This is a genomic window from Streptomyces sp. NPDC041200, from assembly GCF_055591805.1.
In genome coordinates, this window is record NZ_JBVIZF010000001.1 from 221,903 (window position 1) to 248,697 (window position 26,795).

26 protein-coding genes are annotated in these 26,795 nt (G+C 71.0%); 15 read left to right on the forward strand and 11 right to left on the reverse strand.

What is annotated here, in order from left to right:
* Positions 1-7: 7 nt before the first annotated feature.
* The 3 genes from ACZ6CL_RS01105 to ACZ6CL_RS01115 form a co-directional block, all read right to left on the reverse strand.
* Positions 8-259 carry a hypothetical protein gene (locus tag ACZ6CL_RS01105; protein WP_468929554.1) on the reverse strand — a complete coding sequence of 84 codons (252 nt, stop codon included), beginning with the start codon at positions 257-259 and terminating at the stop codon, positions 8-10.
* Positions 256-801: a sigma factor-like helix-turn-helix DNA-binding protein gene (locus tag ACZ6CL_RS01110; RefSeq protein WP_468931208.1), complete on the reverse strand. Its 546-nt coding sequence runs from the start codon at positions 799-801 to the stop codon at positions 256-258. Before ACZ6CL_RS01110 ends, ACZ6CL_RS01105 begins: the two co-directional genes overlap by 4 nt.
* 65 nt (positions 802-866) lie before the next feature.
* On the reverse strand, positions 867-1,370 hold the full coding sequence (locus ACZ6CL_RS01115) for a MarR family winged helix-turn-helix transcriptional regulator (RefSeq protein WP_468929557.1): 504 nt from the start codon (positions 1,368-1,370) through the stop codon (positions 867-869).
* Positions 1,371-1,549: 179 nt separating this feature from the next.
* Between ACZ6CL_RS01115 and ilvA the strand changes: the two genes are divergently transcribed.
* From ilvA to ACZ6CL_RS01130, 3 genes are all read left to right on the forward strand, one after another.
* Positions 1,550-2,827 carry a threonine ammonia-lyase gene (ilvA, locus tag ACZ6CL_RS01120; protein ID WP_468929560.1) on the forward strand — a complete coding sequence of 426 codons (1,278 nt, stop codon included), beginning with the start codon at positions 1,550-1,552 and terminating at the stop codon, positions 2,825-2,827.
* A gap of 172 nt (positions 2,828-2,999) precedes the next feature.
* On the forward strand, positions 3,000-4,055 hold the full coding sequence (locus ACZ6CL_RS01125) for an ATP-binding cassette domain-containing protein (RefSeq protein ID WP_468929563.1): 1,056 nt from the start codon (positions 3,000-3,002) through the stop codon (positions 4,053-4,055).
* On the forward strand, positions 4,055-4,918 hold the full coding sequence (locus tag ACZ6CL_RS01130; protein ID WP_468929566.1) for an ABC transporter permease: 864 nt from the start codon (positions 4,055-4,057) through the stop codon (positions 4,916-4,918). The genes ACZ6CL_RS01125 and ACZ6CL_RS01130 overlap by 1 nt, the downstream gene beginning before the upstream one ends.
* A gap of 74 nt (positions 4,919-4,992) precedes the next feature.
* Here ACZ6CL_RS01130 and greA read toward each other — a convergent pair whose 3' ends face one another.
* Both greA and ACZ6CL_RS01140 read right to left on the reverse strand, forming a co-directional pair.
* On the reverse strand, positions 4,993-5,490 hold the full coding sequence (gene greA / locus ACZ6CL_RS01135) for a transcription elongation factor GreA (protein ID WP_468929569.1): 498 nt from the start codon (positions 5,488-5,490) through the stop codon (positions 4,993-4,995).
* A gap of 298 nt (positions 5,491-5,788) precedes the next feature.
* Entirely contained in the window at positions 5,789-6,199 is a 411-nt protein-coding gene (locus ACZ6CL_RS01140) for a DUF4307 domain-containing protein (protein ID WP_468929572.1), read from the reverse strand.
* A 96-nt stretch (positions 6,200-6,295) separates the two neighbouring features.
* On the opposite strand from ACZ6CL_RS01140, the gene mca reads away from it, so the two are divergent.
* Together mca and ACZ6CL_RS01150 are read left to right on the forward strand one after the other, a co-directional pair.
* Entirely contained in the window at positions 6,296-7,168 is an 873-nt protein-coding gene (gene mca / locus ACZ6CL_RS01145) for a mycothiol conjugate amidase Mca (protein ID WP_468929575.1), read from the forward strand.
* A gap of 7 nt (positions 7,169-7,175) precedes the next feature.
* Positions 7,176-7,445: a hypothetical protein gene (locus ACZ6CL_RS01150; RefSeq protein WP_468931211.1), complete on the forward strand. Its 270-nt coding sequence runs from the start codon at positions 7,176-7,178 to the stop codon at positions 7,443-7,445.
* A gap of 121 nt (positions 7,446-7,566) precedes the next feature.
* Here the strand turns inward: ACZ6CL_RS01150 and ACZ6CL_RS01155 are convergent, their stop codons facing one another.
* The gene (locus ACZ6CL_RS01155) at positions 7,567-10,866 is read right to left on the reverse strand and encodes a tetratricopeptide repeat protein (protein ID WP_468929577.1); all 3,300 of its coding nucleotides are present in this window, start codon (positions 10,864-10,866) and stop codon (positions 7,567-7,569) included.
* Positions 10,867-12,343: 1,477 nt separating this feature from the next.
* Here ACZ6CL_RS01155 and lxmK point away from each other — a divergent pair.
* From lxmK to ACZ6CL_RS01190, 7 genes are all read left to right on the forward strand, one after another.
* A complete protein-coding gene (gene lxmK / locus ACZ6CL_RS01160) occupies positions 12,344-13,402 on the forward strand; it encodes a class V lanthionine synthetase subunit LxmK (protein ID WP_468931213.1) in 1,059 nt (352 codons plus the stop codon).
* Positions 13,399-14,442: a T3SS effector HopA1 family protein gene (locus ACZ6CL_RS01165; RefSeq protein ID WP_468929580.1), complete on the forward strand. Its 1,044-nt coding sequence runs from the start codon at positions 13,399-13,401 to the stop codon at positions 14,440-14,442. Before lxmK ends, ACZ6CL_RS01165 begins: the two co-directional genes overlap by 4 nt.
* A 109-nt stretch (positions 14,443-14,551) precedes the next feature.
* Positions 14,552-16,360 (forward strand): ABC transporter ATP-binding protein, encoded by a 1,809-nt coding sequence (locus ACZ6CL_RS01170; protein ID WP_468929583.1) that lies wholly within the window; start codon positions 14,552-14,554, stop codon positions 16,358-16,360.
* A complete protein-coding gene (locus tag ACZ6CL_RS01175) occupies positions 16,357-16,974 on the forward strand; it encodes a flavoprotein (RefSeq protein ID WP_468929586.1) in 618 nt (205 codons plus the stop codon). Before ACZ6CL_RS01170 ends, ACZ6CL_RS01175 begins: the two co-directional genes overlap by 4 nt.
* Entirely contained in the window at positions 16,971-17,732 is a 762-nt protein-coding gene (locus ACZ6CL_RS01180; protein WP_468929589.1) for a class I SAM-dependent methyltransferase, read from the forward strand. Before ACZ6CL_RS01175 ends, ACZ6CL_RS01180 begins: the two co-directional genes overlap by 4 nt.
* A gap of 71 nt (positions 17,733-17,803) precedes the next feature.
* Positions 17,804-18,724, forward strand: a complete 921-nt coding sequence (locus tag ACZ6CL_RS01185; RefSeq protein WP_468929591.1) for an ABC transporter ATP-binding protein — start codon at positions 17,804-17,806, stop codon at positions 18,722-18,724.
* On the forward strand, positions 18,721-19,938 hold the full coding sequence (locus tag ACZ6CL_RS01190) for an ABC transporter permease (RefSeq protein ID WP_468929593.1): 1,218 nt from the start codon (positions 18,721-18,723) through the stop codon (positions 19,936-19,938). Before ACZ6CL_RS01185 ends, ACZ6CL_RS01190 begins: the two co-directional genes overlap by 4 nt.
* Positions 19,939-20,120: 182 nt before the next feature.
* Here ACZ6CL_RS01190 and ACZ6CL_RS01195 read toward each other — a convergent pair whose 3' ends face one another.
* Positions 20,121-21,485: a M16 family metallopeptidase gene (locus tag ACZ6CL_RS01195; protein WP_468929596.1), complete on the reverse strand. Its 1,365-nt coding sequence runs from the start codon at positions 21,483-21,485 to the stop codon at positions 20,121-20,123.
* Entirely contained in the window at positions 21,482-22,864 is a 1,383-nt protein-coding gene (locus tag ACZ6CL_RS01200) for a M16 family metallopeptidase (protein WP_468929599.1), read from the reverse strand. Before ACZ6CL_RS01200 ends, ACZ6CL_RS01195 begins: the two co-directional genes overlap by 4 nt.
* A gap of 124 nt (positions 22,865-22,988) precedes the next feature.
* Between ACZ6CL_RS01200 and ACZ6CL_RS01205 the strand changes: the two genes are divergently transcribed.
* Positions 22,989-23,168 (forward strand): LxmA leader domain family RiPP, encoded by a 180-nt coding sequence (locus tag ACZ6CL_RS01205; protein WP_468929602.1) that lies wholly within the window; start codon positions 22,989-22,991, stop codon positions 23,166-23,168.
* Between the two features lie 103 nt (positions 23,169-23,271).
* Here the strand turns inward: ACZ6CL_RS01205 and ACZ6CL_RS01210 are convergent, their stop codons facing one another.
* Together ACZ6CL_RS01210 and ACZ6CL_RS01215 are read right to left on the reverse strand one after the other, a co-directional pair.
* Positions 23,272-23,706 carry a hypothetical protein gene (locus ACZ6CL_RS01210; protein ID WP_468929604.1) on the reverse strand — a complete coding sequence of 145 codons (435 nt, stop codon included), beginning with the start codon at positions 23,704-23,706 and terminating at the stop codon, positions 23,272-23,274.
* A gap of 29 nt (positions 23,707-23,735) precedes the next feature.
* Positions 23,736-24,008 (reverse strand): helix-turn-helix transcriptional regulator, encoded by a 273-nt coding sequence (locus ACZ6CL_RS01215; protein WP_468929606.1) that lies wholly within the window; start codon positions 24,006-24,008, stop codon positions 23,736-23,738.
* Positions 24,009-24,119: 111 nt separating this feature from the next.
* On the opposite strand from ACZ6CL_RS01215, the gene ACZ6CL_RS01220 reads away from it, so the two are divergent.
* Together ACZ6CL_RS01220 and ACZ6CL_RS01225 are read left to right on the forward strand one after the other, a co-directional pair.
* Positions 24,120-25,112 carry an LLM class flavin-dependent oxidoreductase gene (locus ACZ6CL_RS01220; protein ID WP_468929609.1) on the forward strand — a complete coding sequence of 331 codons (993 nt, stop codon included), beginning with the start codon at positions 24,120-24,122 and terminating at the stop codon, positions 25,110-25,112.
* Positions 25,105-26,130: a phosphotransferase family protein gene (locus ACZ6CL_RS01225; RefSeq protein ID WP_468929611.1), complete on the forward strand. Its 1,026-nt coding sequence runs from the start codon at positions 25,105-25,107 to the stop codon at positions 26,128-26,130. The genes ACZ6CL_RS01220 and ACZ6CL_RS01225 overlap by 8 nt, the downstream gene beginning before the upstream one ends.
* Here the strand turns inward: ACZ6CL_RS01225 and ACZ6CL_RS01230 are convergent.
* On the reverse strand, positions 26,114-26,794 hold the full coding sequence (locus tag ACZ6CL_RS01230; protein WP_468929613.1) for a GOLPH3/VPS74 family protein: 681 nt from the start codon (positions 26,792-26,794) through the stop codon (positions 26,114-26,116). The genes ACZ6CL_RS01225 and ACZ6CL_RS01230 overlap by 17 nt on opposite strands.
* Position 26,795: the final 1 nt, after the last annotated feature.

The window sequence follows — 26,795 nt, forward strand, 5'->3', positions numbered from 1 at the left end:
ACCTGAGTCACCACCCCTCCAGCGGAGGGGTGGTGTCGGTGGGCGGCCCCGCCCACGGGTGGACGACCGCCGCCCAGACGGTGAACGCGACGACCGCGGCGATCAGCACCGCCCAGCCGACGGTCCGCGCCGTCCGGCGGCGGCGCAGCAGCCGCTGCCCGCGCCCGGCCGCCCGTCCGGCCAGATCCGGCGGCAGTACCGGATGCGGCCCCTCCAGCATCCGCCGGACCTGGTCCTCCTTGCGGTCCGGGAAGCTCATCGTGCCGCTCCCGCGGGATGGCCGGTGTTCGGGGGCTCGGGTACGTCATGGGGGCCGGGGCGTGGCGGGGGGTTGCGCATCAGGGTGACGGCCCGCGCGCAGATGGCCCGTACGCGCTCGACCGGCAGGCCCAGCGTGGCCGCCGCCTGCTCCTCCGCTACCCCCTCGTACAGCCGCAGCACCAGCACCAGCCGCTCACGCGGGGTGAGCCGGTCCAGTACGCCGCCGCGCGGGCGGCGGTAGCGGCGGGCCCGGTGGGCGAAGAGGGCGGCCAGCTCCTGGCGGGCGCGGTCGTACGGATCCTCACCGCGCAGCCGGTCCCAGCGGGCGTAGGTGCGCGCGAGCGCGGCGGTCAGCAGGTCCTGCGCGGCCGTGGTGCCGACGACGGTGCCGGCTTCGGTTTCGACTTCCCCCGAGCGTTCCCCTGTGCGTTCTCCGGTGAGCAGTGTGGCCGCGTGCAACAACCTGCCACCCGCGCCCGCGACGAATGCCTCGAATTCCCGGGCCCGGCGGCTCTCCCGTGCTGCCTGCCGCTCTCGCACCACGTCCTCCGCCTTCCGTTCCTCAAGGACACGGCAGGCAGGGGCGCCCGGTCAAGAGTCAGGAGTCAGGACGCCGGGGCCGCCGCCTGCGGCACCGCGCCGTGCGCGGCGGAGAGGGCGACGTTGAAGCGGGTGAGCAGATCGCAGAACATATCGCGCTCCTCCACCGTCCAGTCGTCCGTGACCTGCGCCATCAGCTCGCGCCGCGAGGAGCGCACCTCCTCAAGACGGGCCTTGCCGCGCGGGGAGAGCTGGAGGACGACGGCGCGCCCGTCCTCGGGGTGCGAGGTGCGCTTGACCAGGCCGGAGTCGACCAGCGGGGCAACCTGCCGGGTCACGGTGGACGAGTCGATGCCCATGCCTCCGGCGAGCGCCTTGACCCCCATGGGGCCTTCCTGGTCGAGCCGGTTGAGCAGCAGGTAGGCGGCGCGGTCCATCGAATTGCGGGCCTGTCCGACGCCGCCGAGCCGGGTCTGCTCCGCGCGGCGGGCGAAGATCGCGACCTGGTGCTGGAGTGAATCGAGTACGCCTGTGTCGAGTTGAGTCGTCATGTCCGATTGGGTGGGCATGGCCTAGGGCTCACTTCATGCGGTGGTCTGTGGGATGTGGCACAGAGTACGCGGCCCGGGCCCTGCCCGTACGGGGGCTGCAGAAACCTGCCGACAACCGGCCAACGTCTGGTTCCCCCGGCCCGGCCGTGTTGCGATGGAGCTGCGAGACTGGGGCCATGGCTCCACGATCCGGCGGTATGGCCCCCCGACCCGGCGGCGAGGAAGGGTCCGGCCGGGCCCCGAGTCCCGCCCGTTCCGTACCGTCCGCTCCGCTCGCGGTCACGCTGGATGATGTGCGCGAGGCGCAGAAGATGCTTTCGGGGGTCTCCCGGCTGACCGCTCTGGAGGGCAGCCGCTATCTGACCGGTCTGGTCGGCTCCCCGGTGCAGCTGAAGTGCGAGAACCTGCAGCGTACGGGCTCCTTCAAGCTGCGCGGCGCCTATGTGCGGATCGCCCGTCTGACGGCCGCGGAGCGGGCCGCGGGGGTGGTCGCGGCGAGCGCCGGGAACCATGCGCAGGGCGTCGCGCTCGCGGCCTCGCTGCTGGGGGTGCGGTCGACCGTCTTCATGCCCGAGGGTGCGCCGCTGCCGAAGATCGCGGCGACCCGGGACTACGGCGCGGAGGTCCGGTTCGAGGGCCAGATCGTGGACGAGTCGATGCGGGCGGCGCGGCGGTACGCGGAGGAGACGGGTGCGGTCTTCATCCACCCGTTCGACCACCCGGACGTCATCGCGGGCCAGGGCACGGTGGGCCTGGAGATCCTGGAGCAGTGCCCCGAGGTGCGCACGGTCGTGGTGGGCATCGGCGGGGGCGGGCTCGTCGCCGGGGTCGCGGTGGCGGTGAAGGCGCTGCGGCCGGACGTACGCGTGGTGGGGGTGCAGGCGGCGGGCGCCGCGGCGTATCCGCCCTCGCTGGCGGCGGGGCGCCCGGTGCCGGTCGAGGCGCCGGTGACGATGGCGGACGGCATCAAGGTGGGGCTGCCGGGCGACGTTCCGTTCGAGATCATCAACGCGCTCGTCGACGAGGTCCGCACGGTCAGCGAGGACGAGCTGTCCAGCGCGCTGCTGCTGTGCCTGGAGCGGGCGAAGCTGGTGGTCGAACCGGCGGGGGCGAGCCCGGTGGCTGCGGTGTTGTCGGATCCGGAGTCCTTCGAGGGGCCGGTGGTGTCGGTGCTCTCGGGCGGCAACGTCGATCCGCTGCTGATGCAGCGCATCCTGCGGCACGGCATGGCCGCGGCGGGCCGCTATCTGTCGCTGCGCCTGCGGCTCACCGACCGGCCGGGGGCGCTGGCGACGCTGCTGGCGGAGCTGTCGGCGATGGACGCCAATGTGCTGGACATCAGCCATGTGCGGATCAACCCTCGGCTGGGGCTCAGTGAAGCGGAGGTAGAGCTTCAGCTGGAGACGAAGGGGCCGGAGCACTGCGCCGAGGTCCGCGAGGCGCTGCACGGGGCCGGGTACACGGTGATGATCTGACGGCATACGCCTGCCGTCAGGCATGTGTCGCGATGTAACGCGATTGCGTGCGGATTCCTCTCCAGTTGCTGTCGCGACGCTGCCGTTGTGGCCGGACATATGCCTTTATTGAGGGGACGCGTCCCCCGTGGCGCTGACTCAACCCGGGAACACCCAACTCTGGGAGTGCCACATGCCAGGCGCGATCCATGCCGAGGGCCTGGTGAAGACCTTCGGCGAAGTAAGGGCTCTGGACGGCGTCGACCTCGACGTGCCGGAAGGAACCGTGCTCGGACTGCTCGGCCCCAACGGTGCGGGCAAGACCACCGCGGTGCGCGTGCTGACCACGCTGCTGCGCCCGGACAGCGGGACGGCGGTGGTCGCGGGGGTGGATGTGCTGAAGTACCCCAACGAGGTCCGCCGGTCCATCGGCCTGTCCGGGCAGTTCGCCGCCGTCGACGAGTATCTGACGGGCCGCGAGAACCTCCGGATGGTCGGCCAGCTCTACCAGATGGGCGCGCGCGAGGCGAAGGCCCGCGCGGACGAGCTGCTGGAGCGGTTCCACCTCGCGGACGCGGCCGACCGCACCGCCAAGACGTACTCCGGCGGCATGCGCCGCCGTCTCGACCTCGCCGCCGCCCTGGTCGTCAGCCCGCCCGTCATGTTCATGGACGAGCCGACGACGGGGCTCGACCCGCGCAACCGGCAGGCGCTGTGGGAGGTCATCCAGGAGCTGGTGGCGGGCGGTACGACGCTGCTGCTGACCACGCAGTACCTGGAGGAGGCCGACCATCTGGCCCATGACATCTGCGTGATCGACCGCGGCAAGGTCATCGCCCGCGGCACCTCCGACCAGCTCAAGGCCCGTACCGGCGGGGAGCGGGTGGAGGTCGTGGTGCACGAGCGGGAGCACATCGCGGTCGCCGAGCATGTGCTGCGGGTGCTGGGCAAGGGGGAGACCACGGTGCGGGAGCACACCCGCAAGGTCACCGTGCCGGTGGTCGGCGGGGCCAAGCTGCTCGCCGAGGTCATCCGCGAACTGGACACCCGTGGGGTGGAGATCGACGACATCGGGCTGCGCCGCCCGACGCTCGACGATGTCTTCATCTCGCTCACCGGCCATGGCGCCGAGGACAGCGGCGCCGAGGACGGCGTCGGAGCGAGGGGCGTCGGGGCGAGGGGCGTCGGGGCGAGCGGCGTGGGGACGAGTGACGTCGGGGCGAGCGGTGCGCGCGAGGGAGGCAAGTGATGGCTGTTGTCGAGGAGTCGGGCGCCACGGTCGCCGCCGCCCCCCGGCCGCGCGGCGGGCCGCTCGGGGCGGTCCGGGACTCGCTGGTGGTCGCCCAGCGCAATTTGATCCGAATGATGCGGATTCCGGAAGTCGTCATTTTTGGCCTTATCCAGCCCATTATGTTCGTGGTGCTGTTCAGTTATGTATTCGGCGGCGCGATCATGGTGCCGGGGCAGGCCAGTGCGGACGCGGACGTCTATCGCGAGTTCCTGATGGGCGGGATCTTCGCGCAGACCGTCACCTTCGCGACGGCGGGCGCGGGCGCGGGGATCGCCGACGATATGCACAAGGGGCTGATCGACCGGTTCCGCTCGCTGCCGATGGCGCGCGGCGCGGTGCTCACCGGCCGTACGCTCGCCGATCTGGTACAGACGGCGCTGACGCTGGTCGTGCTGGCGATCGTCGCGCTCATCGTGGGGTGGCGGGTGCACGACGGGATCCTGAGCGCGCTGGGCGCGTTCGGGCTGCTGCTTCTGCTCGGGTACGCCTTCTCGTGGATCGGCGCGCTGATCGGGCTGACGGTACGGACCCCCGAGGCCGCGACGTCCGGCGGGCTGATCTGGCTGTTCCCGCTGACCTTCATCTCGAACGCGTTCGTGCCGTCCAGCAAGATGCCCGAGTTCCTGGGGCACATCGCGGACTGGAACCCGTTCAGCGCCACGGTGCAGGCCTGCCGGGAGCTGTTCGGCAATCCGCAGGGCGTCGTCTCGGACGCCTGGCCGATGCAGCATCCGGTGCTGGCGTCGGTGCTGTGGTCGGTGGTGATCATCGTGGTGTTCCGGACGCTGTCGGTCCGGAAGTACCGCTCGGCGACGGCCTGAGTGCTGCTACAGCGAGCCCCCGGCCGTGTCGGCCGGGGGCTCGCTGTGCGACGTGCGGGCGTTCGGGGGGCGCTTCAGCCCTGGTAGGGCTTGGCATCCAGGATGCGCACCGAGGCCGTACGGCCGTTGGGGAGTTCGTATTCGGCGTCCTGGCCGACCTTCTTGCCGTTCACACCCGTGCCCAGCGGGGACTGCGGCGAGTAGGTCTCGATGTCCGAGCTCGCGTATTCACGAGAGGCGAGAAGGAAGGTCAGGGTGTCGTCCGTGTCGCCGTCGAAGGCGATGGTGACGACCATGCCGGGGGCGACCACGCCGGTGTCCGCGGGTGCCTCTCCGACCTTCGCGTGCTCCAGGAGCTGCGTCAGCTGACGCACTCGGAGCTCCTGCTTGCCCTGCTCCTCCTTGGCGGCGTGGTAACCGCCGTTCTCCCGGAGGTCACCTTCCTCCCGGGCAGCCTCGATCTTCTTCGCGATCTCGATACGTGCCGGACCCGACAGGTACTCCAGCTCGGCCTTGAGCTGGTCGTACGCCTCCTGGGTCAGCCAGGTGACGTTCTCGCTGGTCTGGGTCACAGGTGCTCCTCGTCGGTGCTGGGAATACAAATGAACGCCCTACTCAGAAGGGTGCGCCTTCAAAGCCGGGCGAAACCACGAGCCTAACAATTCCGACAGGAAACGGGGAGGAGGGAACTCAGCTCCATGCGCATGAAACGGGACAAAACCGACCAGTTCGGGTGTGAATGGCTCAGATCTCCGACCGAGCCTCCGGCTGCGCCTCTAGCCGGTGTCAGGGCGGCGTCCGGTCGGTGCCGGGACGGTATCCGGTCGGTGCCGGGCCGGTGTCCTGGGCGGGCCCTGTCCGGTGCGCGGCTCAGCTGTCCGCGGCGGAGCCGCAGCCGACCAGCTCGGCGCTGGTCGCGCGCGCGGTGGTGCGCACCGTCACGATCTTGATCATGTCGTCCTGGCGCTGCCCGAAACTGAAGCTCTTGCGGCCCACCTCTTCGTGGTAGGTGTCCAGCGTGCGCACCGTGCACTCGGCGGTGGTGTCCTGGTCCTTGGTGATCTCCAGCCGGACCTCGACGGTGTCGTCCGAGGTCACCTCGAAACCGGTCAGCTGCCCGCTGACGTCCTTTTCGATGACGTACGCGTACCCGAACCAGGCGATCAGGGCGACCAGACCGGCGCCGAGCACCGAACCGATGATCTTCAGCTTGCGGTCGGCCCGCTCGTCCGCGGAGCGGCCGTAGCGCCCCTCGGGAAGGCCCTCGCGCACCGCCGACATGATCGCTTCCTCCTGCCTGGGAGACCCGGAATTATTCGGGCCCGCTGTGGGTCACTATAGAAGCCGTCTTCCGCGACGAATCACTGAGGATCGAAGTTGACTGAGCAGCTGCGTTTGATGGCCGTGCACGCGCACCCGGATGACGAGTCGAGCAAGGGCGCGGCCACCATGGCCAAGTACGTGTCCGAGGGGGTGGACGTGCTGGTCGCGACCTGCACAGGCGGTGAGCGCGGCTCCATCCTCAACCCCAAGCTCCAGGGGGACCCGTACATCGAGGAGCACATCCACGAGGTGCGCGCCAAGGAGATGGACGAGGCGCGCGAGATCCTCGGCGTCAAGCAGGAGTGGCTGGGCTTCGTGGACTCCGGGCTGCCCGAGGGCGACCCGCTGCCCCCGCTGCCCGAGGGCTGCTTCGCGCTCCAGGACGTGGACGAGGCGGCGGGCGCGCTCGTCAAGCTGATCCGCTCCTTCAAGCCGCAGGTCATCACCACGTATGACGAGAACGGCGGCTATCCGCACCCCGACCACATCATGACCCACAAGATCACGATGGTGGCCTTCGAGGCGGCCGGGGACCCGGAGAAGTACCCCGAGGCGGGTCCGGCCTGGCAGCCGCAGAAGCTCTACTACAACCAGGGCTTCAACCGGCCGCGCACCGTCGCCCTGCACGAGGCGCTGCTCGCGCGCGGGCTGGATTCGCCGTACGGGGAGTGGCTGGAGCGCTGGAAGGACTTCTCGAGGCGCGAGCGCACCCTGACCACCTATGTGCCGTGCGCGGACTTCTTCGAGATCCGCGACAAGGCGCTGATCGCGCACCGCACACAGATCGACCCCGACGGCGGCTGGTTCCGGGTGCCCATGGACGTCCAGAAGGAGGTCTGGCCGACGGAGGAGTACGAGCTGGCCAAGTCGCTCGTCGATACTTCCCTCCCCGAGGACGACCTCTTCGCGGGCATCCGCAACAATTGACCCCATGATGAGCGCGACCAGCACCCTCGCCATGACGCATCTCGTCCCGCTCGCCAAGGATCTGGACGAGAACAAGGTGACCCCCGGCCTGCTCGGGTTCGTCGTCTTCGCACTGATCGGCGGCGCGGTGTGGCTCCTGATGAAGTCCATGAACAAGCACATGAACAAGGTGGACTTCGAGGAGGCGCCGGAGCCCGGTGAAGCCCGGGCCACCGCCTCCCCGAAGGGCGCGAAGGGCGCCGCGGGGGAGCCCGCCCGCGGGGAGCGCACCGCCTGAGCGCGCGCACGGCGTAGCACCACTTCCCGGGCCCAGGCCCGGAGCGGCACCGCCTCACCCGGGCCCGGACCGGAGTGGACCGGGCCCAGACACGGGCGCAGGCGCGGCCTCAAGTGTGGCCTCAGGCGCGGGGCCGGTCGGACAGCACGGCCATGACCTCGCGGGAGCGGCGGCTCGGCACCATGCCGAGCTGCCATGCCTGCCATCCCGTTTCCGGCTCCACACCGCGCTCCAGCACCAGCGCGAACGCCTCCGCGCACCCCTCCAGCCGGGGGTCCCCGCCCGCCGCGGCCCCGTCCGGCTCCCGCAGCTCCCGCAGCAGCTCCGCCAGCTCCTCCTGCGCCACCGCCGTGCCGATCACCGAGCCGCCCGCCGAGGCGAACGGCAGCAGCGTGCAGCGCAGGAACCGGGCCCAGGACCCACCGCGCCGGTCCCCGTACTCCGCGAACAGCCGGGTCGCCTCCTCCACCAGCTCCAGCGCCTGCACCGCCCGGCCGTTCCCCGCGTCGATCACCGCCAGCTCGACGCATGACCACGCCTCGCCATGGGCCACCCCCACCCGGTGGAAGTCCTGCCGCGCGTCCTGCAGCAGCTGCCGCGCGAAGCCGCTGTTGCGCAGCGAGCCGGTCTGCGCCGCCCGCAGATCACGGGTGACCCGCGCCGAGTGGTGCCGGGCACACGCCAGTCCGTACACATCGCGCATCCGGCTGAACATCGTGCGCGCCCGCTCCAGCTCGCGCACCGCCGCGTCCCGGTCGCCGCGCTCCTCCAGGGCCTGGCCCAGGTAGTACAGCGTCCAGGCCTCACCGCGCGCGTCCTCGTTCTCCCGGTGCCGGGACAGGGCCTGGCGCAGCTGGTCCACGGCCGCCGACGGCTCCCCGGCCACCAGCCGGGCGCGGGCCAGCTGGGTCAGCGCCCAGGCCTCACCGCGCTGGTCGTGGGTGCGGTGGTACGCGCCCAGCGCGTCCCGCAGCTCGGCCTCCGCGCGCGGCACGTCGCCCATGCGCAGACACGCCTGGCCGAGCTGGAAGTGCGCCCACGCCTGGCCGTGCAGGCTCTCGGACTCCCGGTGCAGCTCCAGGGACTGCCGCAGCAGGTCCAGCGCCTCGGCGAGCTGCCCGCGGTCCCGCTCCACGGCGGCCAGCGCGTGCATCGTCCACCCCCGGTCCCCGCGCAGGGGCTCGGACGTCTGCAGGGCCAGCGCCTCGCGCAGCTTCGCCGAGGCCTCGACCAGATTCCCCTGGTGGTGCAGGGTGATGCCGAGGCTGCACAGCGCCCGGGCCGCGCCCGCCTCGTGCTGGGCCTCGAAATACAGGTCGACCACCGAGGACAGCGTCGTACGGGCCTGGTCCAGCTCGCCGAGCTGGCGGGCGGCGATCCCGGTCCGCCACTGCACGGACCGCACCAGCAGCCCCTGGTCGACTGCCTGGGTCAGCTCGCTGATCTCGCCCAGCCGGTACAGGTCGCCGCGCAGCAGGCAGTAGTCGCACAGCGCGCCCAGCAGATGCAGCACCACGGACTGGTCCACTCCCTCCGCGTGGCGCAGCGCCGCCGTGATGAAGCTCGATTCGTCGTCCAGCCAGCCCAGCGCCGCGTCCAGCGAGGTGAAGCCGTGGCCGCCCGCCGTGCCCTTGGTGAAGACGTCGGCGCGGGTGGACGTCTTCCCGTCGACCAGCCGGATCACCGAGTCCGCCAGCTCGGCATAGCTGCGGATCAGCCGCTCCTGCGCGGCGGTGCGCTGCTCGGGCTCCTCCTCGTCCGCCAGCCGCGCGGCGGCGAACGAGCGCACCACGTCGTGCAGCCGGTAGCGGCTGCCGCGCACATGCTGGATCAGCCCGGCGCGGCCCAGCGCGTCCAGATGACGGGCCGCCTCCTGCTGATCGGCGCCCAGCAGCGCCGCGGCCGCCGCCGCGCCCATGCTCGCCCGCCCGGCCAGCGCGAGGCGCCGCAGCAGCCGCCGGGCGCCGTCCTGCTGGTCGGTGTAGCGCAGCCACAGGGTGCGCTCGACCGGGCCGACCGGCCCGTAGGCCTCCAGGTCGGTGGCGAGGGCGGCGGGGGTGCGCGGGCCGAGGGAGGAGCCCGCGATCCGCAGGGCCAGGGGCAGCCGCCCGCACAGCTCGGCGATCCGCTCCACGGACTGCCCGTCGTACGGACCGGGCCCGGCCGGGTTCTCGGCGGAGACCCGCAGCAGCTCCTCGGCGCCCGACTGGTCCAGCGGGCCGACCTCCAGCTTGTGCACCCACGCGGCCAGATCCGGCGGCAGGGTGAGCGGGGTGCGCGAGGTCACCAGGATCAGGCTGTCGGACCGCTCCGGGACCAGTGTGGACACCTGCTCCGCGTCGCTCGCGTCGTCCAGCACGATCGTGACCGGAAGCCCGGTCATGTGCTGGTGATACAGCTCGATGAGCCGCTTGAGGTGCTGGTCCTGACCGGCCCGCTCCCGGAAGAGCAGCTGGTCGCGGGGGGCTCCGAGCCTGTTCAGCAGATGCAGCAGCGCGTCGCGGGTCGACAGCGGGGCCTGCTCGGCGCTGTCCCCGCGCAGATCCACCAGGCACGCGCCCCGGAACTGGTCGCGCAGCTCGTGGGCCGCCCGCACGGCCAGCATGGTGCGGCCCGAGCCCGGCGGGCCCTCCAGCAGCACCACCGTCGGCTTGGTCTCGGTGCTGGCCCGCGCCTGGTGCACCCACTGGGCGATCTGGGTGGTCTGCGCGCGGCGCCCGGCGAACGGGCCGTCCGCCTGGGGGAGATGGCCGAAGGACTGCTCCAGCACGGTGCGCCTGCGGGCCGCCTGGCTGCGGTCCGCGCCCCGCAGCCGCGGCGCCTGCCCGCCGGCCGGGGAGCCGGAGCGCTTGGGCGAGCCGCCGCCCTGGCGGGTAGCGGCCGAGGTCATCCGGTGCTTGTCGATGAACGGCCGGATGCCGCGCACCTCGACCGCCGTCAGCCACTGCAGCCGCAACTGCTCGGGCCCGCCGGGCTGGTTGCGCAGCGCCGCCTGGCGGTGGGCGGCGGGCCAGTGCGCCGCGGTGAGCTTGAGGACGGCCGCGGCCGACCCCGCCACCCCCGCGGTCACGCCCGCGCCCAGCGCCGTGCCCGCCGACGTGCCGAAGGTGAGGTCCGCGCCGAAGGCGGCGACCGCCGCCACCCCCGCGGCCAGCGCCGGGGTGGCCAGCCGCCCGCGCCCCAGCATCGCCGAGAGCGGTCGTCTGCCCGCCTCCGCCTCCTCCAGCGCGCGCCTGTACGCGCCGTACTCCTCGGCCGCGGTCGCCGCCATCTCGTCCAGCGAGCCCCGCGCGCGGGTCAGCAGCACCCCGCCGTCCGTGCGGCCGCCCGAGCGCCGCACCTCCTCCTCGACGGCCCGTGTCAGCAGCCGCTCGACCTCCGTCCGGTGGCTGTCCCGCAGCACGGCCAGTGAGCCCGGCATGTGATCCCCCTCCTGCACGAGCGCCACGCGTGAATCGCGCGTTGCTCCCCAAGTCTTCCGCTTCTGCCTCATTTCCGGCAGCCCTGTGGATAACTCCCCCTGTGGACAACTCGCCGCCCCCCACGAGCCGGGCCCCCACGAGCCGGGCCCCCGCGAGCCGGCCCCGCCCCCACGGGCAGGCCTCGCCCCCGCGGGCCGGGCCCGTGCCTGGTCGGGCGAGGAGGCGTTGGGTCATTCCCTGGATGAAACAGACGATGGCCAATGATTAAAGCTGGCTCCTTTTGTGCGTGAATAGCCAGGGACGTGACACCGAGTCGCAGGTTCAAGGAATTGATTCACCACATGTGGAATCTCGGATTCCGGCGAAATGATCACGATGTGACGTCGATCACATGGGTAAAGACTTGATCAAGTGGATCCGGTGGTTCATATACTGGCGGCACGTTCGGTGCCGCGGATGAACTGACCTTCATCGCCGCCTCCGGTGCGGCCGCCGCGTGTCCGTCCGGCGCAGTCATGTGGTCTCAGCTCAGGGGGGAAGCTCATGCTTTTTGGACGAGTTGATCAGGGCGCATCGCTCGAGGGCTTCGTTGATCCTGTGATCGCCGGCGTCGTGGCCGAGGGTACGTAACCGCCAGGAGTCGGCGAAACTTCGCGAATTCCTCGCCATTCATGGTGACCATTTGATGCGAGACTCACGGCATTTTCGCTGAAAGAGTTCTCGTTGAGGCATAGCGCGGAAGCGCGGCTCAATGGTGTCTGGGCGGACGGCGTGTCGGCGTTACGCCGCATTGAAGCGCTGTGCGGTATGCCTGTCGACCACAAGGTGGCGCGTACACCGAGAACTGTTGGCCATAGCTGATCGTCAGCAGTATCGCAAACCATCTTCCTAGGGCACTTTTGGTGCCTCGAAATCCGGCGCCTCACCGCCGGACGAACGTAAGGTTGATAGGTGAATTCAAGTACTTCCTTAAGAGATCCCCACATCGAACTAGGAAACGATCACTTGAGAATCCTTCGACTCGTCTCAGAGGGCTGCACCATGGTGCAGGTCGCCCGCCGCATGGAGATGAGCGACCGCACACTCCGGCGCAAACTCCGATCGATATGTGACCACGTCGACGTGGAAACCCCGATAGAAGCAGTGGTGTGGGCTGTGCGCCGAAGAATCATCTGACCGGAGTCACGCTGTCGTTTAAAGCGGCGCCAGGTGACGGTTGGCGGAGGAAACCGTCACCAGCCGCCGTGCACCCGCTTCGTCGCGCCGTACCCGCGGTATCGCCCCCGGGTGCCGTGACGGGCCACGCCGCCGCGCGGCCATCTTGTACCGCGCCCTGTGCGCCCCTGCCGCCCCCGGTGGCCGATGCCGGTCAGTTCGTTGTCCGGCGGCATCGTCCCGCGATAGAAAACGTCTGTGGCAGGCGAAAAGATTAAGTACCCGCAGGTCCGGTCTTCCGCGTCGGCTGTCGACAGTCCCGTGAGTGCATCGGTCGAACAGCTTCTGAGTCGGCTTGGGTTAGGTTCACTGAGCGCCTCGGAGGTCTACTCCTATCCTGGCCGGAATGAGAACTGGTCCGGTATCACGGACACCGGGAATTCGGTGTTCGTAAAGCAGCTCAGGGGGAGTCCCAGGGAATCCCTGAAGCGCTACCGAAGGGTCTTGTCGTTCGAGTGCCTGGTGAAGGGCGGTGTCCGGCCTTTCCCTCGTCCCGAATTCCTCGGGGGCGATGAGGAGCAGCGGCTGCTGGTGTTCCGGATGCTGGACGACATCAGGTCCGGCAGCGAACTCGCCGCGGACCAGGAGTTCACCGAGGCCATGGCGGTGGAGGCCGGGCGGGCGCTGGCAGCGCTGCATCGGCTCCCGTTCCGGGCCGAGGACTTCCCTGACCCGGACCCCCACCCGTACCCACCGGTCGAAGACCTGCGGTCGCTGCCGCTGGAGAACTACGTCAACGCCACCGGCGCCTTCGTGCAGGCATGGGCGCTGTTGCAGCGTGACGCCGCGCTGCTCGACGAGCTGGAGCGGCTGCGCGCGGCCGAGGCCAGCGTCGCGCGTGTGCCCATCCACGGTGACCTGCGGCTGGATCAGTTCCTGCTCACCGACACGGCGTTCTACGTCAACGACTGGGAAGAGTTCAGGCTCGGTGACCCGGCACGCGATGTCGGGGCGTACGCCGGCGAGTGGCTGCACCGCGCGGTGCTGCGGATTCCCGGGCAGGAGACGGACGACGCGTTCTCCCCCGTGCTCACGCACGAGGAGGTCGTGGCGCGCGGCAGCGACGAACTGGTGCGCGTATTGCCGCTGATCTCCGGGTTCCACCGTGGTTACCGCGAGGGCGGGGGCCCCGACGACGACGGACTCGTGGTGCGTGCCACGTCCTACGCCGGCTGGCACCTGATCGATCGGCTGATCGCCTCGACCAGGGAGAGCGGTCGGCTGTCGGCCATCGTCCGGGCGGCGGCGGGCATTGGCAGGACCGCGCTACTTGATCCGCGGAGCTTCGTCTCCACGGTCGGACTCGGGGAGGCTCCATGAGTACGCGCACCGAAGAGATGGCCACGCCCGGTCGCGTGCCGGAGCAGCCCTCCGTGAACGGGGGGCCCGTACCGGTGCTTTCGGCCGGGCTCCGGCTGGCGCTGGAGGACGTACGGATCGCGCCGGACGGCAAGACGGCCTGGGTGCGGGACGACGAGGTGACCGCCGAGTCCGCGTCCGCGATGCGCTTCGTGCTCGCCCGCACCCTGTACGAAGTGCTGCACACCGGGCGCGGGGTCAAGGACCGTGAGCCGCCCAAGACACTGCGCGCGCCGGACTTCGAGGCACGGCTGGCGAAGGCGACACCGCACCCGGAGACGGTCGCCGCGGTGATCCTCACCGGGCAACGGTCGGCCGCCGGCCGACAGGTCGTGGAGATCGACGGCCTGCGCGTGGGCGTCCCGGACTCGGTGACGCTCCGGGAAACCGGGCGGCTGGCGGGAGATCCCGGACGCCCGGTGGCGACGATGAAACTCCCGGCGGCCCGCCCGCTCGTCTCTCCCGGCTTCTTCCTCGTGGACAGCGGCGCGGGCCGCACCGGTGGTGGCGATCTGCTGCGGCTCTATCTGCGGGTGGCCGACCCGGACGCGGCGCCGGAGCTGTGGCATGCCGTACTGAGCGCTCTGGAGAGCCGCTCCGCGACCTATCGCGCGAAGATCATCTCGAATCCGGCGAGCCTGCCGCGCAACGACGGCATGGTCCTCTACCTCAGCTCGCGCTCCTGGCACGTTGTCGACGTGGTGACCGAAACCGCCGTTGCCACCGCCCTGCCGGAGGGGCCCGCCCCGGCGTTCGCCCATGTGATCGCGCCCGGTGTGACGGCCGCGTGGGAGCCGAAGGACGACCGTACGGGCATGCGCGGAATGAGTTTCGGCGAACACCGGGCGCATGTGGTCGCGCGGGCCTTCGTGAGCGCGGCGGAACAGCGCCGCGAACATCCGACCGCCGCCGAGCTGGCGGCGGCGTGCGTCGCGGCGAACGTGGATCCCGCCGACCCCGCCCGGAATCTCGACTCGGGCGACTGGCCGTGGACGACCTGAACCGTCAGCCGTGGACGACCTGAAGCAGTCAGCCGTCGACGACCTGAACCGTCAGCCGTGGCCACGACGGTGACCGGATTCAACCGCACCCCGCAGGAGGTCCATCACCATGGCCAGAGAACCACGCCCTGACGATTCCCACGAGCTGCGTGTCTTCACACAGCTTCTGGAGGGCCGGAGGGCCTCCGTGGCCTCCGCGGTGGTGATGAGCCTGCTCTCCGCCGCCGCCACCCTCGTCCTCCCCCTCCAGGTCCGCGATCTGGTGATGGCTCTCGCCGAGGACGAACGTCCCGTCGGTCCGCTGCTCATGATGGCGGGCCTCGCGGTGGGCGCCGGGCTGGCGTCGGCGCTCTCCTCCTACCTGCTCACCCGCGCCGGTGAGGGCCTGGTCTCCGAGGCGCGGTCCCGGATCGTCTCGCACATCCTGACCCTGCCGCTGCGGCGGGTGCGGCGTGAGGGAGCGGGCAATCTGGTCGCCCGCGCCAACTCCGACAGCACGCAGCTGCGCTCTGTGGTGGACGTCGGGGTGGCGCAGCTCCCGTCGTCGCTCTTCCTGGCCATCGGCACCCTGGTCGCCATGGGCATGCTGGACTGGGTCCTGCTGCTCGTCGTGCTCGCCACCTTCACGATCGCCGGTGTCGGCATCTTCCTGTGCGTACGGTCGATCCGCGGTGGTGTGGAACGCCAGCAGAACGCCATCGGGACGATGTCGCAGCAGATGACGGCGGCCGTGCTGTCACTGCCCACGGTCAAGGCGTTCCTCGCCGAACGCCAGGTGGCGTCCTCGCTCGGCCGCAGTGTCGAGGACGCGCGCAGGGCCGCCGTATCGGTCGCGAGGGTGACCGCCCTGGTCGGACCCACGATGCAGCTCGGCCAACAGCTCTCGATCATCGCGGTGATGGTCACCAGCGGTGCCCGGCTGGCCTCCGGGGACCTGGGCATCGGCGAGTTCGCCGCCTTCATCGTCTACCTGCTGCAACTCGTCGCGCCGCTGACCCTGCTGGTCTCAGGCGTGGCCCGGATGCAGAGCGGCCTGGCCGCCCGGATGCGTCTCAACAGTGTGCTCACCCTCGCCTCGGAAGGCGCCGGGGCCGCCTCGCCCGTCGAGCCGTCACCGACCGCGCCCGCGGTGGAGTTCGACGCGGTCACTTACACGGACGGCGGGCGCACCATCATCCACGAGGCGTCCTTCGCGGCCCCCGCACGGGGACTCACCGCCATCGTCGGGCCGTCCGGGGCGGGAAAGACGACCTTGCTCGGGCTCACCGAGCGCTTCCTCCTGCCGGATTCGGGCCGTATCTCCGTCTGCGGGTTTCCGGTCGAGCGCTGGCCCCTGCGCCAGCTGCGCGGCGAGATCAATTACGTCGACCAGAGCTTCACGCTCGTCGAGGGCACGGTGCGGCAGAACCTCCAGCTCGGGCAGGACGAGGACCTGCCGGACGCGGAGCTGTGGCAGGCGCTGGAGACGCTGGCGCTGCGCGGCGCCGTAGAAGCGCTGCCGGACGGTCTGGACACCGAGCTGGGACGAGCCGAGGACCTGTCGGGAGGCCAGCGGCAGCGGCTGGCGGCCGCCCGCGTGCTCCTGCGGGACACGCGCATCGTCATCTTCGACGAACCGACCTCGCAGCTCGACAGCGAGAACGAGGAACGGCTGCGGGTGCTGATGCGCACGCTCGCGGCCGAGCGCGCGGTGATCGTGGTCGCGCACCGCATCTCCACGGTGCAGGACGCCGATCTGATCGTGGTCGTGGACGAGGGACACATCGTCGACCGGGGCACGCACGAGGAGCTGCTGACGCGCTCCGCGCTCTATCAGGAGCTGGTGTACGGACAGTCCCTGCGCGGTGGTCCGGCGAGGCGGGCGGTCGACAGTGCCCCGGTGCCGCCCGCGCCGGTGGCCGGGATGGCGGAGCGGTGACCGGCACGGCGGGCGCGGTCCAACCAGTGGGGGTGCGGCGCCTGCTGGTGGTGGGTACGGGTTCGGTGACCGCCGCCCATCTGCCCTTCTGGGCCAGCTGGCTGAAGGCCGGGCACCCCGGGACGGAGGTGCGGTACGTACTGACCGGGGCGGCCACCAGGTTCGTCACCCGGGAGGCGCTGGCCGCCATCAGCGGCTGTGACGTGCTGGCGGACCGATGGCCCGACGAGCCGGAGCCGAGAGCCCGGCATGTGGACCTCGCACAGTGGCCCGACGCGGTCGTGGTGCTGCCGGCGACGCTGAACTACCTGGCCAGACTGGCCATCGGGCTGGGCGACTCGCCCTCCCTCCTCGCGCTTCAGTGCACGCGGGCGGCGATCGCGCTGGCGCCCGCGCTGCCGCCCGGCGGCGCGGAGAGCGCGGCGTACGCGGAACACACCGCCAAGCTCGGCGCGCGGAGCAACGTGCTCGTCGTCCCACCCCATCCCGGCCGCAGTACGACCAGCGGGAAGCGCGAGGCGTGGGCGCCCGCGTCCTTTCCCGACGTGCTGGCCGCGGCCGACAGGCTGCGGGCGGACCTGGAAGCACCGGACAACTCACGGAGGCAGCCATGACCACCGAAACACCCCGGCAGACCGAGAGCAGCGCGTACGGGGAGTCGCTGGCGGACGTCTACGACACGCTCTACCCCGCCTCGGGCCCCGCCATCGACTCCATGGTCGCCTTCCTCCAGGAGCTGTGCCCCGCCCCCGCCTCGCTGCTCGAACTGGGAGTGGGGACCGGTCGGTTGGCGATCCCGCTGGCCAGGCACGGCTACCGGGTGCACGGGGTGGACGCGTCCCCCGCGATGCTGGCGAAGCTCCACGAGAACGACCCCACGGGCGGTGTCACCACGTCGGTGGGCGACTTCAGCGCGCTGGCCGTCGAGGAGCGGTACGACCTCGTCCTCACCGCGCTCAACACCTTCTTCATGCTGCCCACCCAGGAGCAGCAGATCAGCTGTCTCCGCGGCATCCACGACGCGCTGGCGGACGGCGGGGTCGCGGTCTTCGAGACGTACAACCCGCAGGTGTACCACCGGCTCACCGAGGCGACGACCCGGGTCGGCCATCTGGCGCCGGACGCGTTGCTGCTCGACACGGTTCAGGTGAACCGGTCGCTCCAGTCCGTCCTGGTCGTCCACACGATCATGGGCCCCGGCGGGCTGCGGAAGGTGCCGGAGGTCAGCCGGTACGCCTGGCCCGCCGAGTTCGACGTGATGGCCCGGCTCGCGGGACTGCGCGTGACCGGCCGCTGGGCCGGCTGGGACCGCGGCCCGGTGACCGATCAGGCGGAGAAGCACGTCTACGTGGTGGAGCGCCAAAGTGTATGAGTAACTTGACGAGGTGATGTGTTAACACAATACTTCAGTGAGTTAACGCATGGCATGGGGAGGTGCGCGGCATGGCTGTGTCGGCGCTGGAGGTCGACGGCGTACGGAAGAGTTACGGCAGACGTCAGGCCGTCGACGGCATGACCTTCGACATCCGCGCCGGTGAGCTGTTCGGCTTCGTGGGAAGCAACGGAGCCGGGAAGACCACCACGATGCGGATCATCCTCGGAGTCCTCACACCCGACGCGGGAGAGGTCCGGTGGCTCGGCCGTCCGGTCGACTTCGCCGCCCGTCGGCAGTTCGGTTACATGCCCGAGGAGCGCGGTCTCTATCCGCGGATGAAGGTCCGCGAACACCTCCGGTACCTGGGCGAGTTGCACGGCCTTTCGCCGTCCGCCGCGCGGGCGGCGGCGGGGCTGTGGATCGAGCGGCTGGAGCTGTCCTCGTACGCCTCCGAGGAGGTCCAGAACCTCAGCCTCGGCAACCAGCAGCGGGTCCAGCTGGCCGCGGCGCTGGTCCACGGGCCGAAGGCGCTGGTGCTCGACGAGCCGTTCTCCGGCCTCGACCCGGTGGCGGTCGACGTCATGCGTGACGTGCTCGCCGAACGGGCCGCCGACGGGGTCCCCGTCATGTTCTCCAGCCATCAGCTCTCGCTCGTCGAACGCGTCTGCGACCGGGTCGGCATCGTCGGCGGCGGGCGGCTCATCGCCTGCGGGACGGTCAAGGAGCTGAGCGAGAACGCCGATCGCCGACTGCTGGTCGACGCCCCTGAGGCGGGGGAGGACTGGGCCGCGGGGCTGGCGGGCGTGGAGGTCGTGAGCCGCGAGGGCACCCGTACCCGGCTCCGCCTGGCGCAGGGCGCGGACGATCAGCGGGTGCTCCACGCGGCGCTGGCCACCGGGCCGGTCTCGGCCTTCGTGTCCGAACACCCGCCGCTGACCGAGCTGTACCGCGACCTGATCAGCAACCGGACCGAGGGCGGCGAGCGATGAGCACAGCGGTGCGAGCGCGGGGCGAAGCGACCGGCCAGGACTTACCGGCCCGCCGCGCCGTCGGCCTGGTCGCCCGGCGGGAGATCAACAGCAGGATGCGGACGAAGTCGTTCGCGCTGAGCACCCTGGGGCTGCTCCTCGCACTCGGCGTCTATGCCCTGATCATTCTCCTCTCCGAGGACGGGCCGACCAAGGTCGGCGTCGAGCGGGAGGCCTCGGCGACGCGCCCGGTGCTCGCCGCGGTGGCCGAAGGGGCGGGCGACTTCGAGTTCGTCAGCGTCGACGGCGACCGTACGGACCGTCTCCTGCGCGAGGGGGACCTATCCGCCGTGATCGGCCGCACCGACGGGCAGCTCACGCTGTCCGTGGAACGTGAGGCGGACGAGCAGCTGCTCGCCGTGGTGCGAGCCGCGGCCACCGAGGAGCGCACCACCAGCGAACTGGAGCGCGCGGGTGTGGACCCCGTGGAATTCAGGGAGCACGTGGCATCGTCCACCGTGAAGGTCGACGCACTGGAGCCGTCGGAGACCAGCGCGGCCGAGCAGTTCGCGCTGATCCTCTCCTCCACCGGGCTGCTGTACTTCTTCTTCGTCTTCTACGGGATCATGCTGGCGCAGGGGGTGGTGGAGGAGAAGACCAGCCGCGTGGTGGAGTTGCTCCTCTCGACCATTCGTCCCTGGCAGCTTCTCGCCGGGAAACTGATCGGTGTGGCCGTGGTCGGCCTGACCCAGCTCGTGCTGCTCGGCGGGGCCGCGGTGGCGCTCGCCCAGGGCACCGGCGCCCTCACCCTGCCGACCGCCGTGGGCGGGACGCTGGTGACGCTGGGCGCCTGGTTCCTGCTCGGCTTCTTCCTCTTCGCCGCCATGCTGGCCGCGGCGGCCGCGCGCGTCTCACGGCAGGAGGACCTCCAGGGGGTGCTGCAACCGGTGATGCTGCTCATCACCACGCCGTTCATCCTGGGCATCGCCCTGTTGAGCAAGAACGCACACGACCCGGTGATCGAGTGGCTGTCACTCGTACCGCCGCTCAGCCCGATCCTGATGCCCGCCCGCATGCTGCTCGGCATCGCCCCGGTCTGGCAGATCGCCCTCTCCCTGGTGCTGGCGGGCGCCGCCCTGGCCGGGATGACCCGTATCGCCGGACGGATGTACGCGGGCAGCGTGCTCCGCAGCGGCTCCCGCGTTCCGCTCGCCGAGGCGCTGCGGCTGCGTTAGAGCCCCGATCCCCCCGCCCCTACTCGGAACCCACCCAACTGGCCTCCCTGGCTACCTCACCCCATAGGAGTACCTCATGAGCACCGCCCTCTGGATCGCCGTCGGCCTCGCCGTTCTCGTCGCCGTTGTCGCGGGGATCAAGAAGAGCCGGAACTGAACACCGATCGGAGCCCTGAAGGCCCTCAGAAGTCGAGTTCGTCGGTGGCGCCCCGGCGCAGCGGTGCCACCGACGCCTCATCGGCGACGATCACACCCGTGAAATCGGCGGGCCGGAAGAACCGGCGGGCCGCCTCGCCGACCGCCTCGTACGGCACGCCGTCCAGGAGCGGTCCCCAGTTGTGCAACCAGTCGGAACCGACCCCGATGTGCAGCAGGTTCGCCAGACCAGAGGCCAGCGCGCCCGGTGACGACATCGCCGTCGCGGTGGAACCGGCCGCGTAACTCCTGGCAGCGCCGACCTCCCGCACCGACGGAGGCTCGGCCGCCATGCGCTCCAGCTCTTCTTTGATCACCGCGAGTGCGGGCACGGTGTGTTCGGCGGCGGTGTCGGCCTCGACCATCAGCGTCGAGGCCCCCGGTACCGACTCCATGCCCGAACCGAGCTGATAGGCGTACCCCTCGTCCTCGCGCAGACGCGCGACCAGCCGGGAGGCGAAAGACCCGCCGAAGACCAACTGGGCCAGGTGCAGGGCCGGGTAGCCCGGGTCGGTTCGGGGCAGCGCGGGGGTGGCCAGCCGGATCACGCTCTGGACGGACCCGGGCCGGTCCACCCGGAGCAGCGGCCCGCCCGCGAACGGCGGCGGCACCTCGGGTACGTCGCCTTCCGGCCCCGCCTCCCACGGCCCGAACACGTCCGTGACCGTGGCGACGGCTTCCTCCGGCCTCAGGTCTCCGACCAGCACGAGCACCGCGCCCGCGGCCCCCAGGTGTCGCGCGTGCAGCGTCGCCAGGCCGTCCGGTGTGCAGGCGGCGGCCAGTTCGGGCGTCGGCTGCCAGCGGGCGGCGGTCTCCTCGCCGTACCGCCGTCGCAGCAGCGCGTGCTGGGCGAGGGCCGCCGGCTGGTGGGTGGCCAGCCGTATGCGGCGTGCCAGCCGTTCGCGTTCGGGGGCGACGACGTCCTCCGTCAGCCGCGGCTCTCGGACCGACTCGGCCAGCAGGGCGAGTACGGGCGGCAGGGCGTCGGCCATGGTGTGCCCGGCGATGGTGAGTTTGCGGGCGTCCGCGGCGGAGTCCAGAGTGGCGCCGTGCGCGGCGAGCGCCGCGTCGTAGCCGTCCGCGTCCCGGTGCGCGGTGCCGTACTGCAGGACCCCGGCCAGCAGTTGGCACGCCGCCACCTCGCCGGGGCCGGTGGCGGCGTACGGGACGGTGAGCCGGATCTCGACGAGGGGGACGACGGGGGCCGAACAGACCACCACACGCAGTCCGCTGGCGAGAGTGATGTCGACGTCGGGCAGCGGCAGCCGCCCGTGCGGTCGGCCGCCGCGGATACCGTGCTCGTGCGTCACGCCTTCGGCCATCATGTCTTTGGCCATCGCACCTTTGGTCATGCCGCCTTCTCTCGCGCGGCGCCCCGTGGCGCGGCTTTGTCCGGTATGAAGCGCACGACCGCCCGGTGCGAGGACGTGAGCCGGGCGGCGGCCCGGCTCACTTGCTCACCGGTCACCCCGGTCCGCACCAGCTCCGGCAGCGCCCCAGTCAACTCGGCCTCGCCGAACAGCGCTTCGCGCAGCCCGAGCAACTGTGCCCGGGTGCCCGGGTCACCGAGTTCGCGCAGCGCCCCGGCGGCCCAGCGGGCGGTCGTGGCACGCAGCAGTGCGGGATCGACCTCGTCCCTCGCCAGTGCCTCCAGCGTGCCGTCCAGCGCGGCCAGGACGTCCTCGGCGCCGTGCTCGTGCTCGTGCGCGGCGAACAGCGTCAGCAGATCGGGCCCCGCCGTATCCAGCGGCAGTCCGAACAGACCGCAGCCCACCGAGAGGCTCGACACCCGCGCGGCAGCGGTCGGCCCTCGGCGCAGCAGGGCTTGTCTGCCCTGGCCGAGCAGCGCGGCCAGCACGAGGTGCGCGAGGTAGTCGGCGCGCTCGGTGACCGGGTCCGGCATCCGGTAGCCCACCGCCACCGCGGGCGCCCCGGCGTGCGGATCGGCGACGGTCATCCGACGCTCCTCGCGCGGCAACGGCTCGTGCCCGTCGGGTGCGGCCACCGACGGACGGGCCGCCAGGGGCTCGAAGTGCTCGCGTACGAGACGCTCCGCCGTCCCCGGGTCGAACGCACCGGTCAGCGTCACCACAGTATTTCCGGGGCCGTAGTGGTCGGCGAAAAACTTCTCGCACAGCGGGATGTCGAATGCTGCCAGGTCGACGGTTTCGCCGTACCCGTCCCTGGTGTTCTCACCACGAGTGTGCAGGGCGCGCGGCAGTACCCAGGGGAATGCGCCGTACGGGCGATTGCGCACCATGAGGCGGATCTCCTCGTCAATCACCGCGGTCTGCGTGCGCAGGTTTCGCGCGGAAATGCGAGGCGAGCGCATTCGGTCCGCTTCGAGCGCGAGCAGCATTTCCAATGCGGGGGCCGGGCCGGCGGCGTAGTAAACCGTCACGTCCTGGCGGGTCCTGGCGTCGCCGAAACCTCCGGCACGCTGCACCTGGGGTAGGTACCCCTCAGGTGCGGCACGGCGGCCGCCTTGGAACACCAGGTGTTCGAAGAGGTGCGCAAGGCCCGTATGTCCGTGGGGTTCGGTCCGGAAACCGACGCCGTAGTGCACCGCGACGCCGATCGACGCGCCGACGGGATTCGGAGCCATCAGCACCCGCAGGCCATTGTCCAATACCAGGCGGCGCAGCTGATTTCGGATCATCTGGGCGAGTGTAGAACGAGTCAAGTACCGGCTCAACGGGGAGCGTTGACCGATAGCGGCCAGTGTCCGCATGCGGTCAATTCCATTGCCTTCACGGCGCCGGTCGGTGAATGGTTCTGTCGCGGCCTGAGAGTGTGATCGCCGAAATTACCGATCCGGTCGCCAGTCAATTTCACTATCACCAACGGGAGTCATTATGAACACCCAGGCCCTCATCAGCGGTTACTCCGCCTACGCCGACGCCGACGAGCTGGTTCCGGCGGCGGAGGCCCCGGGCGCCACCATCACCATCACCACCTCGTCGCAGGCTTGCATCTCCGCCGCGTCCGCCGTCTCGGCGGTGTCGGTCGACAACACCTTCGACCACTCCTGCTGACCCGCGTGACTCGCTGAGCAGCAGGGCGGGTGCCCGCCGCCGCAATCGGTGGGCACCCGCCCTGCCGCACGAGAGCCCGGGGCGCCGGTCTCCGCGTGCCGGATCACTCGTCGTGATCTGCCTCGGCGTCCTCGACGCCCGCACCGGACAATCCCAGGATGATGGAGGGCAGTGCCGATGACGTCAGCATCAGGGTCGTCAGCAGCGCGGGCATGCGCTCGATCATCGCGGGCTCGTTCTGGAAGGCGACCATGAGCAGGACGACGGCCATGCCGGCGCCGACCGCGCACTGATACCCGATGAAGGAGACGCGGTCGCGCAGTCCGCGTTCGCGTTCGTCCAGTCCCTTCAGCGGCCGTTCGGCCACGCCGCGGGTCATCGAGCGCAGCACGCCCCACACCAGCAGCCAGACGGCGAAGGCCACGAGCCACCACGAGTCGGAGAACGCGTTGCCCTCGGAGATCAGCGACAGCACCACCATGACCGCGCTCAACGCGCAGAGCGAGAGCGCCACGGGGGACGAGGGGCTGCGGACCATATCCGTTGTCCCGTCAGAACCTTGCCGACTCACGAGCGTGCCTCCTTGTTGTACAGCTGGGCGGACAGCGGGGCGAAGGGCTTACGACTGAAGATCGCCTCGATCGGAAGCTCGAACACGTCGCTGAACCGGAACGCCAGATCGAGGCTCGGGAAGTAGTCGCCCCGTTCGATGGCACCGATGGTCTGCGGGTGCACTTCCACCATCTTGGCCAGCGCGACCCTGCTGAGGCCGCGCTCCGCGCGGAGCACTCTCAGCTGGTTGTAGATCGGCATTCCCTCGCGATGGCTCACTGGGCTCATGCAAGGAATGTAGTGGAAACACAACAGTTCGTCAAGGAAAAGCAACGGCTCTGGCAGGAGTCACAGCACCAGAGACACCCAGCACCAGAGACCAGGGAAGGTGTGCCGCCCGTGACCACCGATGCCTCCAGCCACGTGCTCCCGAGCGTGCTCGTGCCCAACATGCCGGACACCCCGGACGCCCTGCGGCCCCACGCCGAGCTGGTGCGCGACACCGGTGCGCGCCGCCTGTGGACAGGGCAGTCGCTCAAGGTCGAGACCCACCAGGCGTTCGCCCATCTCGCCGGGGCGGGCGTACGCGTCCCCGTAGGCACCGGCGTGACCCTGATGCCGCTGCGCCACCCGTACGAGGCCGCCCTCCAGGCACGCTCACTGGCCCTGATGACCGGTCGGCCGGTGGTGGCCGGATACGGCGTCGGCGCACCGGCGTTCGTGCGCAGCCTCAACGGACGCCCCTATCCCAGCCCGCGAACGATGGCCGCGGACTACCTGCGCACCGTCCGCTCCCTGCTCGACGGGAAGGTCGTCGACCACGCGGGCGACTACCACGCGCTGCGGGGGCGGCTGATCCCCATGGAGCACCCCGGCGTGGAGGTCGGCGTGGGCGTGCTGCGCCCCAATATGGCGCGTACCGCGGGCGGCGTCGCCGATGTCGCCATCACCTGGATGACCCCGCCCGGATACGTCGCCGAGACCCTGCTGCCCGCCCTGGAGGAAGGGGCCAAGGACCGGGACGCCCGCTGCCGCGTCGCGACCGTCGTCCACGTCGCGGTGGAGCGCGGCGGCCGGGACCCGTACGTGCTCGCCCACACCGCTGCCTCCGGGCACCTCTCGGCCGACCACTACACGGACATGCTGCGCCGGGCCGGTGTACCGGCTGAGTCGTCCGACCCGAGGGCCGGTGCCATCTCCCTGGTGGACAGCGGCACGTACGTATTCGGCTCGGCGGACCACATCGCCGCCCGGCTCGACGAATACCGGGACGCCGGGGTGGACGAGGTGATCCTCAACTGCGGCGGGGTGCTCTTCACGGAGGGCCAGGAGGCGGCGTTCCGGGATGCCCGGGAGATCATCGAGGCGGTACGGCGGCGGCACGGTGGCTGAGGCCATCACCGTACGCGAGTACGGCACCCGCTATCTGCGGATCACCGTGCGCTACCACGGGAACACCGGCTTCAGCTGGCTGCGCGCCCCCGGGCCGGCCCACACCCATCCGCAGCGCCTGCCTCCACCGGCGGTCGGCTCGGCGCTGCGCCGCGTCGACACCGCCATCAGCACGCCCGGCGACACCTCCGCCGACGGCCGGCGCGGTGCCCGGCTCGCCCTGGGGGAGTGGGCTGTTGACCCGGCGTCGGAGGGGGAAACCCGGCAGGGTGTGCGGCCCGGTGTGCTGTACCGCGTGCCAGGCGCCGTCTCGGTGGCCCGGCTGCTGCCCTCCGGTGACGACACCGCCCTCCGGCTCTCCGTACGTGCCCTGGTGGACGTGGGCAAGACACTGCGGCGACTCCACCAGGAGCCGTGGGAGCTGCCCCAGCGGCCGCCGCACCACGGCGTGCGACGGCTCCTCGCCTGGGTTGCCGGAGAGGAGAACACCCCTGAGGCGGCGCGGCTGCGCGCGCTGGCCCGCACCCGGCTCGGCCCCTCGCTGTGGGCGCGGCTGACGGACTGGTCCGAGGCCGCGAACGAACCACCCTTCACGGGCGGTGCCGTCCTGCTGCACGGTGCGCCCAGCACCGGCTGGCTGGTCCCCTCCACCGCTGGTGGCCACGCCGCCCTGCTCACCGGAGAGGAGGTGACCGGGGGCGATCCGGCCCTCGACCTCGGCTGGATCCTCGGCGAGTTGCACGAACTGCGCGCCGCCGCAGCACGGGGCCTCGGCTCCGCCGGACAGGGCCCGCCGGTCGACTATCCGGCCGCGGCCCACGCCCTGCTGTCCGGTTACACCGGCGGCGACGGCCCCGCCGCCGTCCCGCGCGGCACCGCACGCGCGGCCACCCTCCGACTGGCCGTCCACATGCGGGACTTCGCCTCGTTCGTCGGCTGGCACGAGGACCTGCGCCACTACTGCGACCTGCTCGCGGAAACGCTCACCGAGGACGGCGCCGTCAGCTGCCCGCGATGACCGTCGTCGTCACCGTCACCGCGATGATCGTCGCCAGTGCGTCCTCCGCGGCCTTCACGGCGTGGCGCACCGCCGTCGCGGACCACTGGCCCTGTGCGATCGACTCCATGGCCGTCGCGACCCGGCGCGCGTCGGCGTCCGGGAAGGCCAGGCGGTGCAGTTTCGCTCCGTGCAGCAGCCCCACCAGGCTCGCCGTGCGGGCGTCCGGCGTCGCGCCTTGGAGGACGACCGCGTCGAGGCGCTGCCGTACCGCCGCCTCCACCGAGCCGTCGGCCTCCGGGTAGCGGCGCACGGGGAAGAGGCCGAGCACCTTTTTCTTCTCCTCCCGGACCAGCCCCTTCTCGATCAGGCCCGTGTTCGCCCGCGCCACCGCGTCCGTCTTCCCCTGGGTGATCCAGTCCTTGGGCTTGCCCGGCCTGTCCTTGCCACCGATGGCGGCGAGCGCGCTGTCGAGGGCGGGCTCGCCCAGGGGTGTCGCGTCGACGACGGTGACCTTGTCGTCGGCCACGTCGATCCGGCCGGCCAGGGCGAGTTCCACCAGCGAGGCCGCGGAGATGGCCAGGGCCACCTTCGCCGACTCCCTCGCGGTGCCGGACTCGTCGTCCAGCGAGAGGAGCAGGAGCTGTTCGCCCAGTGTGGTGGCGGTTTCCGTGGGCGATTCCATG

Coding starts and splice junctions, on each gene's coding strand:
- ACZ6CL_RS01130 (WP_468929566.1), top strand. CDS start 4,055: ATGGCTGTTGTCGAGGAGTCGGGCGCCACGGTCGCCGCCGCCCCCCGG.
- ACZ6CL_RS01140 (WP_468929572.1), bottom strand. CDS start 6,199: ATGTCGGCGGTGCGCGAGGGCCTTCCCGAGGGGCGCTACGGCCGCTCC.
- ACZ6CL_RS01205 (WP_468929602.1), top strand. CDS start 22,989: ATGAACACCCAGGCCCTCATCAGCGGTTACTCCGCCTACGCCGACGCC.
- ACZ6CL_RS01125 (WP_468929563.1), top strand. CDS start 3,000: ATGCCAGGCGCGATCCATGCCGAGGGCCTGGTGAAGACCTTCGGCGAA.
- ACZ6CL_RS01155 (WP_468929577.1), bottom strand. CDS start 10,866: ATGCCGGGCTCACTGGCCGTGCTGCGGGACAGCCACCGGACGGAGGTC.
- ACZ6CL_RS01170 (WP_468929583.1), top strand. CDS start 14,552: ATGGCCAGAGAACCACGCCCTGACGATTCCCACGAGCTGCGTGTCTTC.
- ACZ6CL_RS01215 (WP_468929606.1), bottom strand. CDS start 24,008: ATGAGCCCAGTGAGCCATCGCGAGGGAATGCCGATCTACAACCAGCTG.
- ilvA (WP_468929560.1), top strand. CDS start 1,550: ATGGCCCCCCGACCCGGCGGCGAGGAAGGGTCCGGCCGGGCCCCGAGT.
- ACZ6CL_RS01200 (WP_468929599.1), bottom strand. CDS start 22,864: ATGCGGACACTGGCCGCTATCGGTCAACGCTCCCCGTTGAGCCGGTAC.
- ACZ6CL_RS01115 (WP_468929557.1), bottom strand. CDS start 1,370: ATGCCCACCCAATCGGACATGACGACTCAACTCGACACAGGCGTACTC.
- ACZ6CL_RS01195 (WP_468929596.1), bottom strand. CDS start 21,485: ATGACCAAAGGTGCGATGGCCAAAGACATGATGGCCGAAGGCGTGACG.
- ACZ6CL_RS01230 (WP_468929613.1), bottom strand. CDS start 26,794: ATGGAATCGCCCACGGAAACCGCCACCACACTGGGCGAACAGCTCCTG.
- ACZ6CL_RS01150 (WP_468931211.1), top strand. CDS start 7,176: ATGAGCGCGACCAGCACCCTCGCCATGACGCATCTCGTCCCGCTCGCC.
- ACZ6CL_RS01210 (WP_468929604.1), bottom strand. CDS start 23,706: ATGGTCCGCAGCCCCTCGTCCCCCGTGGCGCTCTCGCTCTGCGCGTTG.
- ACZ6CL_RS01105 (WP_468929554.1), bottom strand. CDS start 259: ATGAGCTTCCCGGACCGCAAGGAGGACCAGGTCCGGCGGATGCTGGAG.
- ACZ6CL_RS01180 (WP_468929589.1), top strand. CDS start 16,971: ATGACCACCGAAACACCCCGGCAGACCGAGAGCAGCGCGTACGGGGAG.
- ACZ6CL_RS01190 (WP_468929593.1), top strand. CDS start 18,721: ATGAGCACAGCGGTGCGAGCGCGGGGCGAAGCGACCGGCCAGGACTTA.
- ACZ6CL_RS01185 (WP_468929591.1), top strand. CDS start 17,804: ATGGCTGTGTCGGCGCTGGAGGTCGACGGCGTACGGAAGAGTTACGGC.
- ACZ6CL_RS01165 (WP_468929580.1), top strand. CDS start 13,399: ATGAGTACGCGCACCGAAGAGATGGCCACGCCCGGTCGCGTGCCGGAG.